The 14,473-nt window shown below is 49.3% G+C and carries 14 protein-coding genes; 10 read left to right on the top strand and 4 right to left on the bottom strand.

What is annotated here, in order from left to right; all coding sequences use genetic code 11:
• Window positions 1-37: 37 nt before the first annotated feature.
• Window positions 38-1,111 (bottom strand): calcium/proton exchanger, encoded by a 1,074-nt coding sequence (gene cax / locus ABEQ74_RS20175; RefSeq protein WP_430123924.1) that lies wholly within the window; start codon window positions 1,109-1,111, stop codon window positions 38-40.
• 187 nt (window positions 1,112-1,298) lie between these two features.
• Here cax and ABEQ74_RS20170 point away from each other — a divergent pair, with 187 nt between their 5' ends.
• Complete coding sequence (locus tag ABEQ74_RS20170) at window positions 1,299-1,685, top strand: Asp23/Gls24 family envelope stress response protein (RefSeq protein WP_053488983.1); 387 nt, start codon at window positions 1,299-1,301, stop codon at window positions 1,683-1,685.
• 56 nt (window positions 1,686-1,741) lie between these two features.
• Here ABEQ74_RS20170 and ftsW read toward each other — a convergent pair whose 3' ends face one another.
• Together ftsW and ABEQ74_RS20160 are read right to left on the bottom strand one after the other, a co-directional pair.
• Entirely contained in the window at window positions 1,742-2,953 is a 1,212-nt protein-coding gene (ftsW, locus tag ABEQ74_RS20165; protein ID WP_430123923.1) for a putative lipid II flippase FtsW, read from the bottom strand.
• 11 nt (window positions 2,954-2,964) lie between these two features.
• Window positions 2,965-3,312, bottom strand: coding sequence for a YugN family protein (locus ABEQ74_RS20160; RefSeq protein ID WP_053488982.1), 348 nt, complete (start codon window positions 3,310-3,312; stop codon window positions 2,965-2,967).
• A 255-nt stretch (window positions 3,313-3,567) separates the two neighbouring features.
• Between ABEQ74_RS20160 and ABEQ74_RS20155 the strand changes: the two genes are divergently transcribed.
• From ABEQ74_RS20155 to ABEQ74_RS20115, 9 genes are all read left to right on the top strand, one after another.
• A complete protein-coding gene (locus ABEQ74_RS20155) occupies window positions 3,568-4,083 on the top strand; it encodes an NUDIX hydrolase (protein ID WP_430123922.1) in 516 nt (171 codons plus the stop codon).
• A 38-nt stretch (window positions 4,084-4,121) separates the two neighbouring features.
• The gene (locus ABEQ74_RS20150) at window positions 4,122-5,291 is read left to right on the top strand and encodes a M20 family metallopeptidase (RefSeq protein WP_430124246.1); all 1,170 of its coding nucleotides are present in this window, start codon (window positions 4,122-4,124) and stop codon (window positions 5,289-5,291) included.
• 155 nt (window positions 5,292-5,446) lie between these two features.
• A complete protein-coding gene (locus tag ABEQ74_RS20145) occupies window positions 5,447-7,258 on the top strand; it encodes a DNA repair helicase XPB (protein ID WP_430123921.1) in 1,812 nt (603 codons plus the stop codon).
• On the top strand, window positions 7,255-8,961 hold the full coding sequence (locus tag ABEQ74_RS20140) for a helicase-associated domain-containing protein (RefSeq protein WP_430123920.1): 1,707 nt from the start codon (window positions 7,255-7,257) through the stop codon (window positions 8,959-8,961). The genes ABEQ74_RS20145 and ABEQ74_RS20140 overlap by 4 nt, the downstream gene beginning before the upstream one ends.
• A gap of 105 nt (window positions 8,962-9,066) precedes the next feature.
• On the top strand, window positions 9,067-9,504 hold the full coding sequence (locus ABEQ74_RS20135) for a YlbF family regulator (RefSeq protein ID WP_430123919.1): 438 nt from the start codon (window positions 9,067-9,069) through the stop codon (window positions 9,502-9,504).
• A gap of 48 nt (window positions 9,505-9,552) precedes the next feature.
• The gene (locus ABEQ74_RS20130; RefSeq protein WP_430123918.1) at window positions 9,553-9,816 is read left to right on the top strand and encodes a YlbG family protein; all 264 of its coding nucleotides are present in this window, start codon (window positions 9,553-9,555) and stop codon (window positions 9,814-9,816) included.
• Window positions 9,817-10,192: 376 nt separating this feature from the next.
• Window positions 10,193-10,630: a hypothetical protein gene (locus ABEQ74_RS20125; protein WP_053488977.1), complete on the top strand. Its 438-nt coding sequence runs from the start codon at window positions 10,193-10,195 to the stop codon at window positions 10,628-10,630.
• A 118-nt stretch (window positions 10,631-10,748) separates the two neighbouring features.
• On the top strand, window positions 10,749-11,645 hold the full coding sequence (locus ABEQ74_RS20120) for a selenium metabolism-associated LysR family transcriptional regulator (protein ID WP_430123917.1): 897 nt from the start codon (window positions 10,749-10,751) through the stop codon (window positions 11,643-11,645).
• Window positions 11,646-11,684: 39 nt separating this feature from the next.
• Complete coding sequence (locus ABEQ74_RS20115) at window positions 11,685-12,554, top strand: PHP domain-containing protein (RefSeq protein WP_430123916.1); 870 nt, start codon at window positions 11,685-11,687, stop codon at window positions 12,552-12,554.
• A gap of 109 nt (window positions 12,555-12,663) precedes the next feature.
• On the opposite strand, the gene ABEQ74_RS20110 is transcribed toward ABEQ74_RS20115, so the two are convergent.
• Window positions 12,664-14,421, bottom strand: a complete 1,758-nt coding sequence (locus tag ABEQ74_RS20110; RefSeq protein WP_430123915.1) for an Rqc2 family fibronectin-binding protein — start codon at window positions 14,419-14,421, stop codon at window positions 12,664-12,666.
• Window positions 14,422-14,473: the final 52 nt, after the last annotated feature.

The following is a 14,473-nucleotide window of genomic DNA, read 5'->3' as shown; positions in this document are numbered from 1 at the left end:
CGATGGGAGATATCCGTATCTTCGCTTCCTAAAGAGATTATACCAGGAAGAAGGAGACGCCTAGTATAACGTATACAGCGAGCAGCAGGAGTCCCTCATACCAGTTGGAAGCGCCGTCTTGGGTAATGGATCTGGCAATGAATACGGCTACCCCGATCGCAACCAGCTCTATCGTGGTAAATACGAGATCCATCGTATCCCCAAGGAAAAAGCTGATGAACACAAGCACAGGAGCGACAAACAAAGCGATTTGCAAGCTGCTGCCTACGGCGATTTCAACGGCAGCACCGATTTTGTTCTTCATCGCGAGCATAATGGCTGCACTGTGTTCTGCCGCGTTCCCAATGATAGCCACAAGGATGGCACCGATGAAGAGCTCGCTAAGGCCATATTCATGGCTTATAGGCTCTAGCACCCCAACAAGCCATTCACTGACGAATGCCACCATCACGGTAGCGACGATAAGATATAGAATCGACCGTTTTTTGGACCAATTCGGACCATGCTCATGCGGCAGCGCATCCTGATCCCGATCATCGCTGACATCCGCCAAATATTCCTTGTGAGTGATCATGGAGAACCCGAGCCATGCAATGTAGGCTACAATCAGAATTCCTGCAACAATGAGGCTGAGTGTCTTGGTTTCCCCTTCCGTAATGGAATGGGTGTTCAGAAAGACAGCCGGGATGAACAAGGCGATAATGGCGAGCGTCATCAGCGATCCGTTCAGGCCTGCCAGCGTCATGTTAAATTTCTGGATTTTAAACTTGAGTCCTCCGGCAAACAGGCTGAGACCGAGCACGAGCAGCAGGTTTCCGATGATCGAGCCGGTAATGCTTGCCTTTACCATATCATACAGTCCTTCCTTGATCAGAAGGATGGCGATGATTAATTCGGCAGCGTTACCAAAGGTGGCGTTCAGGAATCCCCCGAGCCGTTGACCGGCATAATGGGCAACACTTTCGGTAGCCCTGCCGAGAAAGCCGGCTACGAAAATAACCGAAATGGCAGACAGAATGAACTGAAGGGTGAAGTTCCAGTTAGCAAAGTGCCCAAGTGCGCTAAGCAAAAAGGTAAAAATGAGAAGTGAGGGATTTAGCCATTTTTTCATTACCTGCACCTGCCTTATGGTTTATGTACTGATAAGTTCATACGAGTGCAAACGACGATTCTCGTATCACTTTTTACAATATACCCAATTTTTTCGGAAAATTATCGGCCTTTTATAAAAGGAGCATTTGCTTTTTAGGTCTGTTACCATTTACAATAACTCATAATGAGGTGAAGGAGGATATGGCATGACGGAACAACTTCAACTGGATAACGGTTTAATTCGAATATCGGATGATGTCGTCTCGAAGATTGCCGGATTGGCTGCCTTGGAAACCCCTGGTATTGCAGCAATGTCCGGCGGATTGTCTGAAGGATGGGCTAAGCGACTGAGCGGCAAGAATGTACAGAAGGGTGTTACAGTAGAAGTAGGGCAGCTGGAAGCAGCAGTGGATCTGCGAATTATCGTGCTCTATGAGACACCTATACATGAAGTGTGCCGCATGCTTCAACAGAATGTCCGCGAAGCAGTAGAGAGCATGACAGGGCTTCGTGTGGTTGAGGTCAACGTGAAGGTCGAAGGCGTAGCGTTTAAGGACGATGAAATCGACGATGTTCAGCTTCGAGCCAAATAGGATGCCCCGGGCAAACCTCCTGGCTTACAATGACAAAAGATAATAAGAAAAAAAGACTACACGGTAGCCCGGTAGTCTTTTTTAATTACAGATTTAACTTGTTCCTCTTTCATTGGACGGTTGCTGTCCCTCGATATGCTAAGCACGATCCCCATACTCAACATCATGACCAGCAGCGAAGAGCCGCCATAACTGATGAAAGGGAGAGTTACCCCTGTAATCGGAATGGTGTTGGTCACTCCGCCAATGTTGATAAACGCCTGAATCGCGATAAGACCCATGACCCCGACGCCGGTCAAGGTCCCGAACGGATCCGAGCAGCGCAGTGAGACGATGATCCCACGCAGAATAAAGTATAGATAGAGCAGAAGGAATATCGCGGTTCCGATAAAGCCGAATTCCTCGCCGATAACCGAAAAGATAAAATCGTTATACGGATTCGGCAGATAGTGCAGCTTCTGTACACTCTCCCCATATCCAGCCCCGGTAACACCGCCCTGTCCAATGGCAATCAGCGATTGAACCAGATTGTAGCCGGTATCCGACTCATCATGGAAAGGGTCCATGAAAGCTTCAATGCGGCCCATCTTGTAGTCCTTGGAAGCTTGCTCCTGATCGCCGCCGCCGGAGCTGAATAGCGAGCCAATACCAAGGGTAAGCACCAAGCCTAAAGCAACCAGCGAGATACAACCGAGGATATGCTTAAGGTTCGCTCCGCCTGCGTAGATCAACAGACCGCTGGTCGCGACAAGGATAAAGCATGAGCCAAAGTCCGGCTGCAGCATAATAAGCCCGGCAACGATCCCCACAATAATAAGGACGGGGAAGAAACCGCCCTTCCATTGGCGGATTCGTTCCCCTTTCTTGGTAATCAGTGCTGCGAGATAGACAATGGTCGCAATTTTGGCCAGTTCGGTCGGCTGTATGCCAAGCTTCCCTAAGTTAAACCAGCTTGTAGCGCCATTGGTTGCAGTACCGATAATAACAACAAGAATCAGTAAAAGCAGCGTGAGAAAAAAGACCGGTATAAATAGCTTCTTGTACTTCTTATAGTTGATGTTCATGGCAACAAACATGACAAAGATGCCGAGAATCGAAAAGGCGACTTGCCGCTTTGTAAAATACAAAGGATCATTAAATTTGAAAACGGCCAAGCTGGAGCTGGAACTGAACACCATAACCAGTCCGAATCCCACCAAGAGCAAGGTGAGAATCAGCAGTTGAAAATCAGGCGTTCCTCTTTTCGGCTGAGGTTTGGTCGTATTCATCGTGTTCAACCTTACGCTTCCAGAAGAGCTTTAAGCTCTTGAAGTTTCTTGGTGGCAACGTTCATAACGGGTTGCGGGGCTACGGATTCATACTCAAGTCCGTGCGGAAACGTAGCTTTGCCCAGGTATACCGCTTCGATTTTGAGAATGGTGTCCGGCTTTTCGAGCTTGCCTTCAACCGCACGCGTGTTAATGCGCAGGAAATATTCTGCCTGATTTTTATTATCTTCGATTTTTAAGTCATATGTAGCGCGATGGTATTCCCACTGCCAACGAATGAAGCCTACCTTCTCGGCACATTCATCAAGATAAGCTAAATCGCTGTGTAATCCGTCCAAGCCTGTATTTTCGAAAATCATGTGGTCGTAACCCCCTTAATAGTCCATGCAAAGTTCTTTAATATGATAGTATGTTTCAAGAACTTCTGCAAGCCTGTACCGCCCGTCACGCTTCATTCACACTGCATGATTGCGCCTGAGAATTTGATAACGACAGCTAATTCTCTTTTCTGGTAAAATAAATGAAACTGAAAACGCTGTAAATGTACGCTTTCCATCCAGGTGGTTATATATTCATAGGATATGAATTCTAAGATGGAAGGGTGGATATGGCTGATGAACCGCATCGTTTACCGTACGGACTTTTATGCTGTGGAAGAAAACGAGAATCAGGAAATTGTTGTGATCGATCAGATACCGGAATCCGCAGCGGTTGTAGCTATTCATCAAAGGTGCCTACTGATGGTATGTCAGCATCGGGAAGCGGTAAATGAGGTCACATGGGAGCTTCCAGGCGGAACGGTGAAACCCGGTGAAGAGCCTGCCCTTGCCGTAAGGCGGGAGCTGGAGGAGGAAGCGGGGGTGCTGTGCAAGGACATGTCCTATATGGGCTGCGCGTACCCGATGGCTTCGCTCGCTAACCGGAATGTTTATTATTATTTCACCGACGATTTGAAGGTGTCCGGGAGTCAGGAGTCGAATCTCCAAGATGAAGATGATGAAGGGGTTAGAGCTGTGTGGGTTCCGCTTCGGGATGTGTATCGCAAGCTCAAGGAAGGCGGCCGCATGGATGCCATGGTTGGACATGGTCTGCTGTTAAGCAAACTCCATGGCTTTCTTGCGTTGGATTGAGCCGCAAACAGCGAACAGCGGGGAGGATGAGGAACTTGATGAAACAAGCATTTTGGGAACAATGGTATCCGCAGATGGTAAAGTGGCGGCGTTATTTACATATGAACCCGGAACTTTCGTTCCAGGAGAAGGAGACTTCAGCATTTATAGCAGCCCGTCTTCAAGAGCTTGGCCTGGAGGTCAAGAGCAATGTCGGCGGGTACGGCGTGATAGGGATTATTAAAGGGGACAAACCCGGTAAAACGGTTGTGCTGCGCTCAGACATGGATGCGCTGCCGATCGAGGACGGCAAGAGCTGCGAGTATAAATCACAGAAACAAGGGGTTATGCACGCTTGCGGACATGACGGACATACCTCCATGCTGCTGGGAGCTGCGGCATATTACAGTACGTACCCAGAAGAAGTTCAGGGTGAGATTCGCTTTATGTTCCAACCAGCGGAGGAAGTATGTCCAGGCGGTGCGGTAGCGATGATCAAGGATGGAGCGCTTGACGGAGCCGATGTTGTATACGGTCTGCATCTGTGGACACCGTTACCTGTAGGAACGGTTGCTAGTGCTCCGGGTCCGCTCATGGCAGCAGCAGATGAGTTCTTCATCGACATTACCGGACGCGGAGGCCATGGCGGTATGCCGCATGTGACGGCCGATGCCCTGGTAGCGGGAGCAGCGCTCGTGATGCAGCTTCAGACGATTGTCAGCCGGAGCGTGGATCCGCTTCAGCCTGCAGTGGTTACGGTAGGAACGATGCAAGCCGGGGATGCGCAGAATGTGATCGCTTCCTCTTGCCGGATCACGGGCACGGTGCGCACGTTCGACGAATCTACACGGACGCTGATCCGGGAGCGAATCGAGCATATGACCCGGACTGTATCCGATACGTATGGTACGAAGTCAGTGGTCCGGTACCTGGTTGGCTATCCGCCTGTGGTGAACGACGAGGCCGAAACGGAGCGGTTTTTCCGCACGGCTCCCAAGGTTGTCGCAGCGGATCAAGTGAAGGTATCGCCGAAACTGATGCCGGCCGAGGACTTCGCCTATTACCTGCAAGAGATTCCAGGCTGCTTCATGTTTGTTGGAGCCGGCAACCCGGACAAAGGGGTGATCTATCCGCATCATCACCCGATGTTCGATTTTGATGAAGAGGCGATGCGCTGCGGAGCGAAGCTGCTAATTGAGATGGTGGCAAGCTGCCAGAATGAAGAATAGAACGGCATTCGAGATGTCAGCGCATGAACTCCCGCATTTTGGAAATCCTATAGATCATAGGGGAAGTTCTTATCCATTACGATGGATAAGAACTTCTTTTTTTAACCCGGGCTATGAAAAATAGCGTGCGACAGCCTATGAGGAGGATAAAAAAGATGAACAACAAGCCCTGCATCATCCAGCGGGATCGAACCATACTTCTTGAGACCGCCCATGCGGATTTTGAAACAGCGCGAAAACAACTGGCACAGTATGCTGATTTGATTAAAAGTCCTTCGTCTTTTCATACATATCGATTGACACCACTGTCTCTCTGGAATGCTGCTGCCAGTGGGATGAGCGCCGCAGAGATTTGTTCAAGTCTCAAGTCGTTGTCACGCTGGGATGTGCCGGAGGCGCTGCTGGGAGAAATTCGCCAGCTTGTAGAACGTTACGGGCAGTTGTCTCTTCTTCCCCATCCGACGCAGGAGCGTTTACTGCTGCTTCGGTTAAAACACACCGCTTTAGTGCAGGAGATAGCCCCCACACTTTCCTCGATGGGAGTTCGTATGGTTTCGGAAATGGAAGCGGAGGTGCCGGCAGACCGCCGTGGTGTGATCAAGCAGGAGCTGACGCGCCTTGGCTACCCGGTGCTGGACCATGCCGGATATCTAGATGGGCAATATTTGAACATCCTTTGGCGGGGAGAAACTTCGGCAACAGAGAATAGTGAAAAACCTAACGGCGTCCCTTCAAATGAACCCGGGCTTAATACTGACAAGCATTCAAGCGACCAAGGTATTAAGCTTCGTGACTATCAGCAAAAAGCGGCAGATTGTTTTCAGGATGCGGGCGGTATGGGGGGAAACGGTGTTCTTGTTCTCCCCTGCGGAGCCGGTAAAACGATGATCGGTATAGCTGCTATGCGCGATCTTCAATGCGAGACCTTAATTCTTACATCCAATACGACTTCTGTAAGGCAGTGGATCGCGGAGTTGTTACAGAAAACAACGCTGTCCCTGGAAGAGGTTGGTGAATACTCCGGTCAGCGTAAAGAGGTGCGGCCTGTGACGGTTGCCACATATCAGATTCTCACCCACCGTCCTGGAAAGGGCAAAGAGCAAGAACATATGAAGCTGTTTAACGAACGACCGTGGGGCTTGATCATCTATGACGAAGTTCATCTTCTCCCGGCTCCGGTGTTCCGTGCGACGGCCGACATTCAAGCAACGCGCAGACTGGGACTGACGGCCACTTTGGTGCGCGAGGATGGCAGAGAGCATGATGTATTCTCCTTGATTGGCCCCAAGCGATACGATATGCCTTGGAAAAGGCTGGAGGAACAAGGCTGGATCGCATCCGTGGCATGCACGGAGATTAAGGTGCCGATGCAGGAGGAGACAAGAGAAGCCTCCATATCGGCTGGCAAAAGGGAGCAGTATCGCCTGGCTGCCGAAAATCCGTCCAAGCTGCAGATCGTACGGCAGCTTGTCAGTCTTCACAAGGATGCACAGACACTGATCATTGGCCAGTACCTGGATCAGCTTCATCTTATGGCCAAGGAGCTTAAAGCCCCACTCATTACTGGCCAGATGAGTCAGGATTGCCGCAATGAATGGTACAGGGCATTTCGGGAAGGGGAGGTACGTGTGCTTGTCGTATCGAAGGTAGCGAACTTTGCGGTAGATTTGCCTGATGCTTCAGTTGCCATTGAAGTTTCGGGCAGTTATGGATCACGGCAGGAGGAGGCACAGCGTCTTGGCCGATTGCTGCGGCCCAAGCAAGGAGCGAACCGCGCATTTTTCTATACATTGGTATCGGAAGACAGCCGCGAGGAAAGCTTTGCAAATCGGCGGCAGCTGTTTCTGATTGAGCAAGGATATGAATATCGAGTGATACCAGCAAAGCTCCCGGAATCATTAGAACTTCTGGCAAATCCGAAGATACCCGGCTTTGACCTGAAAGAAGAGAGGGAGGCAGCGCGGTGAAACAAAACCCCCGGGACACAACGTTGACTCCAAGCCTCCTGGATATTCACCCAAAGGAGCGTTCGGTTCTTCGGCACATCTGGAGCCGATATGCGGGGCAATGCTTTGATGACAGCAAGCTGCGTTCAATGTACGTGCAGCGTCTCAGCGGCATGGAAGTGCAGCTTGCATTCCATTCCCTGCTCCAACAAGGTTGGCTGCAAACGGTGACACAGGGCTGGGGAGACAGGCTGTATTATATCCCTTTTGACAAGCTTCAGATATTGCAGGAGGGCTTTGGACATCTGGAGCTCCCTTACAAGCAGCAAGGCCACGTAAAGCTTCAGCAAGAGGGCAGGAGCGGCATAACGGTTGATATTTTCAATATTGCCGTGTATATGACCAAGAATCGTTTGGCTTTGACAGCAAAAGGGGTTCTGCATAAGAAAATCATTCAGAAGCTGGAACAAATAGTAGACTTAAGGCCATCCGATGTGGATGGCCTTGGACTCCCTTACGTTCATGCGGATGTCTACCCTTCCCATATCGCAATCGTATTGGATCTTCTGCACGCGCTGGAGCTTGTGAGCCCCGGGCAAGGGGTGTTAAAGCTGAATTTGGACGTACTGAGAGGATGGCTCCAACTATCTCATGAGGCAATGGATCGAATCATTTTACGCTATATGATGGAACGCTATGTTCCCACTTCGGCCGAGTATCAGCATTATGTATTCCGGATATGCCATTCATCACTCACCGGAGGACAGTGGCATGCTTTGGAGCAAAAAATGCCGAATGTCGAAGGGAAAGTCTCCGGAGACCAGCTTGATCATCAAAAATTCACTTCAGCAGCTGCTATACCATGGCTACAATTATTGACAGGCTGCGGGTATACCGACATGGGTGTCGATGACGAGGGTGATTTAATGTTCCGGTGGCGCAGGCCCCCATGCTCGTTATACAGCGATGACAGCGTGGGTGATATCAGAGGGGGGAAACTGTTTGTTCAGGCGGATTTTGAAATTTTGATTCCGCCTGATGTGCCAAATACGGTTAAGTTTACGGCAGCAAGGTGCACGGAGCGTGTCTCGGATGATCGAATGACAGTTTACCGGCTGACAAGGGAATCCGTGGCTCAATCTGCGAAGGCAGGAATGGGTCCCGATAAGATCACTGCATTTTTAATGGAACATGCAGCTGCAGGAATACCGGAGAACGTGCTCACTGCATTGGTTCAGTGGGGGAAGGAAGTGAAACGATCGGACCTGAGCGGTCATGGAACATCGGAAGAAGAGCAGGAGATTTGCTGGACTGGCAAGAATCAGAAAGAGAATCATTGTTACACTTTCCCATGCTCAATGACCACCCTGTCATCCGGCTTGATCCGTCCAGCGCGCAGCGAACTTGCGCTTGCAGCCGATCATACACTTCCTGATCTATGCTTGTCTCCTCCGGATCTGAATCATATCCCGGTGATGTGGACAAGAGAATGGCGTGTTTATCATCGTTCAACAGCGAAGCAAATGATGGAGCAAGCACTTGAGTGTTCAGCCAAACTAGAGCTGGCAATCGGAGACAGTCGCATGGAATTTATTCCCTTGCAGCTTGAGCGTCAGCCGTGGAAAATTTCCGGAGCATTATACGATCCAAAGTCGGAACAGACGGAGGTCCTAGTGACCTTGGGCGAAGGAGAATGGCAGGAAATGCGACTTGTAATTCCGTAAAAGCTTGTGAAAATCCTCTTCTTATGGCACGAGCATTATGCTATGATGAAAGAGTCCACGAAAATAAGAATGTGGACAAAACCAATAGAAAAGCGGGATGAGTTCATGAGCGTATCGGAATTAAACACGGTCGATATGGCCGAGGTGCTCACCTACGCCTATGAAATAGGCGACATGATTAATGCTTCCGTCGAAGTGGCGGATTATTTATATTGGAAGCAGGCGGTTGAACGTGACCCCCTGATCCAGTCTTTAATTAAGAAGCTGGAATCGAAGAAAGAACTGTTCGAAGAGACTCAGCGGTTCGGTCACTTTCACCCGAATTACCATTCGGCCATGGAGGAAGTAGCCAAAGTGGAAGCGGAGCTGGAAGTAATAGAGTCTGTGGCTCGCTTCAAGCAGGCCGAGAAGAACCTGGATGACCTGCTGCATACGATGTCGGAGCGGATTGCCTTTTCGGTATCGGAGAGCATTAAGGTTCCAAGCAACGACCCTCTACCAACCAAGGGTTGCGGCAGCGGCGGTTCCTGCCAGTGCGGCTAAAGGGAAGGCACTTGAGATTCGAGATGAAAGTGAGGTGAGGAGCTAAGGATGTTGGCTGAACGGACCGGTTATATAATATGGGTCAGCGATGTGAAGGCGGCGAGAAACCTAGAGAAGTATGGGAGTGTGCATTATATTTCACGTCGTATGCATTACGTTGTGATGTATGTCAATGCTGATCGTGCCGAAGAGACAATGAAGAATATCCGGAGATTGTCTTACGTTCGGAAGATTGAACGCTCCTACCGGAATGAGATTAAGACGGAGTATGACAGCAAAGGGCCGGATAAAGCAAAATTCTATGGTCCCTAGCACGCTGAGCTGTTTGATGGCGTAGATAGGCAACTAAAGTAGAAGTAAACGAAAGATCGTAAAGCAGCCTCTCGGGGCTGCTTTTTTTTTACGGTTATAGTTTAGTATAGTAATCGGACTGATCAGAAATATATGGTGAACTTTAAATAAAGTAAACATAAAATCACATGGTGGAGTGGCATAAATTGAATACTTGTTTGATAATATAGTATAAATAAGTCCATTCACGACGGTATGCCATTAGAAATATTTCTAATTTTTCGGTGATTGTTCACAAGATACGTTGTTTCAATCTTGTGAATAGGAGTGGAATGATGTAATATGTTGGGTATATATACATAGATATAAAGACCCATTTGGTGGAGAGTGATATTCCATGCGCGATAAAGGGACTGAGCGGTGGAGCACCTATGAACCGTTTTATATAACTTTAAATGATAAGAAGGTAGCCGATATCGTTATCACCAATCATGCAAAGAGCCGTTACACTGACCGGGTTGAGGACAGTGACACTTCCCATGAAGTGATTGGGACCTGGATGTGGGAATGCTTGAAGCAGGATCGCATTGTGCCTTATTATCGGAATGAACAGGATGTCTATCTAATAGATGACGATCTGGTTGTTGTTGCGGAATTTTCGGAGCTGGAGCACGAACGTGACCTGATCGGTAATCCGCTTCATCGGATGATTATCGTGACTTTTTTGGGACGCATGTCGGAAACTATTGAACTTCGTGATCTGAAGTCTTATTACTCATGGCTTCGTCATTCACGCCGCATGACACTGATCAAGAACAGCCGCAAGCGTAAATAGAATATAGAATTGTGATGTGGCATGCGAGCGTCAGCGCGGATGTCTTTTTTTTGCATGCTCGGCCATCATTGTTTACAATGATAAATCAAGAGCAGCAGCGGGAGGGGGAACCGGCGATATGAATTTTCATCAGCTCCATATTTTTTTTACGGTAGCCGAGCGGGGGAGCTTCTCTGCAGCCGCTCAAGCGCTTCATATGAGTCAGCCGGCGGTGACCATGCAGGTTCAGGCGCTTGAGGAACACTATGGAACAAAGCTCCTTATTCGTTCCACGAAACGGATGGAGTTGTCCGAGGCCGGTAAGACGCTGCTTCCTTACGCCCGTCGGAGTCTGGAATTGTCGCAGGAAACGGATGCAGCGATGGCGTCTTTTTCACGTAACCTGCTCGGAAGATTACATCTGGGGGCAAGTTTGACCATCGGGGAGTATGTGCTCCCGCGCTTACTGGGACCGTTCGGCCGGGAGTACCCGGACATATCCATTATGCTAAAAGTTATGAATACAACGCAGATTCTTGAAGAAATCGCAAACCATCAAATGAACTTTGGACTGATTGAAGCTCCTGTAGAACATCCTGATATGGTACTGCATGCTGTCATGGAGGATGAACTGAAGCTGATCGTCCCAATAGACCATCCATTGGCAGCGAGGGATGGAGCGGTTTATCTGGAGGATATGCTGAAGTATCCGTTCGTACTTCGTGAGAAGGGATCGGGGACCCGCAAGGTGATGGAGGATGTACTCATGGAGCGGGGATACGACCCTGAAACCATCCAGACCGTGATGGAACTTGGAAGCACTGGCGCAGTGAAATCCGCGGTGGAAGAGGGACTTGGTATTACGATGCTGTCAACCTCAACGGTTAAACATGAAATTGCACTTGGGCTAGTGAAAATGATCGATATTGCAGATGCCTCTTTTAAACGAAATTATTACTCCATACAGCTTAAGTCGAGTTTATTGCCGATGTCGGCAATGAAGTTTCTGGATTATTTAAAGGAGCAATCACGCTAGAGAATTCTGGACATTCAACGAAAAAGGGAGCTGTAAAAGATGAATACATTCGTGAAACGGACGGGCTGTGACCTCCATTCCCACACCCAGGCTTCGGACGGTATGAATACCCCTTCGGAAAATGTACAGATGGCTTTCGAACGGGGATTAGCAGCGCTGGCCATCACGGATCATGATACTGTCGCGGGTGTTGAAGAAGCGCTGCAAACAGGAAAACGGCTGAACATGACGGTGGTTCCGGGCGTGGAGATCAGTACAATGACAGGCGGGAAGGATATTCATGTCCTCGGTTATTATGTGGATTATCAGGATTCCGTGTTTCTGGAGCGGCTGGCGGAGCTGCGTCGGACGAGGGAGCAGCGTAATACGAAGATTCTGGATAAGCTTCGCGAGCTCGGTATCGAAATTACGATGGAAGAAGTCATCGAGGGACTGGGGCGCCCACTCGGACCAGACGAGAGCATTGGGCGTCCACATATTGCGGATGTGCTCGTCCTTAAAGGTCATGCCCTCGATCTAAGGGATGCCTTTGACCGGTATCTCGCGCAGGGCGCAGCAGCTTATGTGCCGCAGCCACGAATTCATCCCCGGGAAGCCTGCGAATGGATACGTGATGCTGGCGGCGTCGCTGTAATTGCGCACCCTGGTCTTTATGGCGACGATAGGCTGGTCAGAGCCATCATTGAAGAAGGGGCTTTCAAAGGGATTGAAGTCTTCCATTCCGACCATGGAGCAGCGGAAGAAGAACGCTATTCAGCGATGGCCGAGGAATACGGGCTTATCGTAACTGCCGGATCGGATTATCACGGCCAGAGGCAGGGACAGGTATTTCATGGGGAGATCGGCAGCCGCCAAGTACCTGTTGAGGTGCTTGACCAGCTTCAACAGGCGCGTGAGGGCATAAGATAGATAGTCGATGCATTGTGAAAAAAACGGGTACTCCGACTGGTCATTCGACCTTTCAGGGTACCCGTTTTTATTATTGAATGATCAAGATAGATCGATGTCCACTTTTATTCTAATTGCGATTATTTTTCACCGTATTTGGCATAGCCTTGATCATTTGCTCATCCGGGGTGACGAACAGCGTCTTCTGGTTGTCATAGATGACAAATCCAGGCTTGGCTCCGTTTGGCTTGCGTACATGGCGAATGAGCGTGTAGTCAACAGGCACGCTGCTGGACTCTTTGGCCTGGCTGTAATAAGCGGCCAGCTGAGCTGCTTCTTGCAGCGTTGCTTCTCCGTATTCGCTGCTGCGGATGACCACATGGGAGCCTGGAATATCCTTGGTGTGCAGCCATGTATCGTTTGAGGAAGCGAGGCGGTTGGTCACGTATTCGTTTTGAAGATTATTTTTACCCACATAGAGCTCGATGCCTTCCGAAGAAGTATAGACGTGAAGTGTCGGTTTGTCGTTTTTCTTCTTTTTCTTCGTTTTGCGGCTGCGGTCTCTTAAATACCCTTGTTGAATCAGTTCATCCCTGATTTCGTCGATATCATTCAAGGAGGCATGTGACAGCTGCTGCAGGAGATTCTCGATGTAGCTGATCTCTTCATAGGTTTTGATCAACTGCTCATCGATAACCGCGAGGCTGTTCTTGTACTTATTGTATTTTTTAAAATATCTCTGCGCGTTATCCGATGGTGTCAAGAGCGGGTCCAGGGGAATGGTGATACTTGCCTGGTCTTCATCGTAAAAATTGATCAGCTTGGCTTCCCGGTCACCCTTCTGAATCTGATGCAGCGAGGCAAAGAGCAGCTCGCCAAAGATTCGATACCGATCGGCATCGCCGGCTTCTTCCAAATCTTTATTCAGATTGTCCAGCTTCTTGAGGTTCTTGGTCCGTTCATTCTGAAGGAATCGAAGAAGATCGCTTACCTTCTGCTTGACGGTATCCCGCTGTGCTTTATCCCCATAATAATCTTCCAAGCATTGGCTGACGGAATCGTAGGTCCTTACTTCATCCTTCAACAGGGTTAATGGGATGACGGAGAATACCGATTTTCCCTTGGCATTGATGCCTGATACGGGCGTGTATTGATGATTGCGGACGAGCTCCGTTATTTCTTCGAACGCGTTCCACAGGCTGCCGCAATCCTTCTCCTCTTCAAGCTCCTCTATTCTGCTTCCTCCTGCCCGGTAAGCGATCTCCTGGGCAGCCAGCGGGCTTAAACCGCTAAACGTGCCTACCAACCAGGGCACAGCTTGCTCTTCATTCATCAGGCAAGCTTCACGGAAGTCTTCCTGTCCGGTCTCGATAGGGCTCCGTTTGTGCTGTTCCGGGGGATTGGTGTAAGAGAATCCCGGCATGATCACACGGTAGCTGCTAATGGCTGGTGTCACATGATGGATGCCGTCCAGAATTGTTTCGTTTGTGGGATCGAGCAGAATGATATTGCTGTGTCTGCCCATGAGTTCAACAATAATTTTTTTAGAGGAAATATCCCCGAGTTCATCCCGCTGACGAATCGTAATATGAATTATTCGCTCCATACCAACTTGCTGTATGTCTTCGATAATGCCGCTTTCGCAATGCTTGCGCAGAATCATGCAAAACATAGGGGCTTCGGCGGGATTCAGAAACGTTTCCTGAGTTAAATGTACCCTGGGATACGTGGGATTGGCCGACAGCAGCAGCTTGGCATTTCCTTGCTGGGTACGTAGATGAAATACGATGTCTCTGTCGTTCGGTTGATATATTTTATTGATCCGTGCGCCGCGGCATGATTGAAGCTCATGCACGATTGCACGTGTGACAATGCCGTCTAATGCCATCCTTCATTCTCCTATCTGTCTGTAACCCTTCCTAAATCGTACTTCTCTATGA

Origin of the sequence: Paenibacillus solani, from assembly GCF_050475945.1 — a bacterium.
Taxonomy (GTDB): domain Bacteria; phylum Bacillota; class Bacilli; order Paenibacillales; family Paenibacillaceae; genus Paenibacillus_AQ; species Paenibacillus_AQ solani_A.
Note: the sequence above shows the minus strand (reverse complement) of the source record. Positions and strands in the feature narration are given on the sequence as shown.

Excerpts from the sequence above, each read along its gene's own strand:
- cax (WP_430123924.1), bottom strand. The coding sequence starts at position 1,111 with ATGAAAAAATGGCTAAATCCCTCACTTCTCATTTTTACCTTTTTGCTT.
- ABEQ74_RS20170 (WP_053488983.1), top strand. The coding sequence starts at position 1,299 with ATGACGGAACAACTTCAACTGGATAACGGTTTAATTCGAATATCGGAT.
- ftsW (WP_430123923.1), bottom strand. The coding sequence starts at position 2,953 with ATGAATACGACCAAACCTCAGCCGAAAAGAGGAACGCCTGATTTTCAA.
- ABEQ74_RS20160 (WP_053488982.1), bottom strand. The coding sequence starts at position 3,312 with ATGATTTTCGAAAATACAGGCTTGGACGGATTACACAGCGATTTAGCT.
- ABEQ74_RS20155 (WP_430123922.1), top strand. The coding sequence starts at position 3,568 with ATGAACCGCATCGTTTACCGTACGGACTTTTATGCTGTGGAAGAAAAC.
- ABEQ74_RS20150 (WP_430124246.1), top strand. The coding sequence starts at position 4,122 with ATGAAACAAGCATTTTGGGAACAATGGTATCCGCAGATGGTAAAGTGG.
- ABEQ74_RS20145 (WP_430123921.1), top strand. The coding sequence starts at position 5,447 with ATGAACAACAAGCCCTGCATCATCCAGCGGGATCGAACCATACTTCTT.
- ABEQ74_RS20135 (WP_430123919.1), top strand. The coding sequence starts at position 9,067 with ATGAGCGTATCGGAATTAAACACGGTCGATATGGCCGAGGTGCTCACC.
- ABEQ74_RS20130 (WP_430123918.1), top strand. The coding sequence starts at position 9,553 with ATGTTGGCTGAACGGACCGGTTATATAATATGGGTCAGCGATGTGAAG.
- ABEQ74_RS20125 (WP_053488977.1), top strand. The coding sequence starts at position 10,193 with ATGCGCGATAAAGGGACTGAGCGGTGGAGCACCTATGAACCGTTTTAT.
- ABEQ74_RS20120 (WP_430123917.1), top strand. The coding sequence starts at position 10,749 with ATGAATTTTCATCAGCTCCATATTTTTTTTACGGTAGCCGAGCGGGGG.
- ABEQ74_RS20115 (WP_430123916.1), top strand. The coding sequence starts at position 11,685 with ATGAATACATTCGTGAAACGGACGGGCTGTGACCTCCATTCCCACACC.
- ABEQ74_RS20110 (WP_430123915.1), bottom strand. The coding sequence starts at position 14,421 with ATGGCATTAGACGGCATTGTCACACGTGCAATCGTGCATGAGCTTCAA.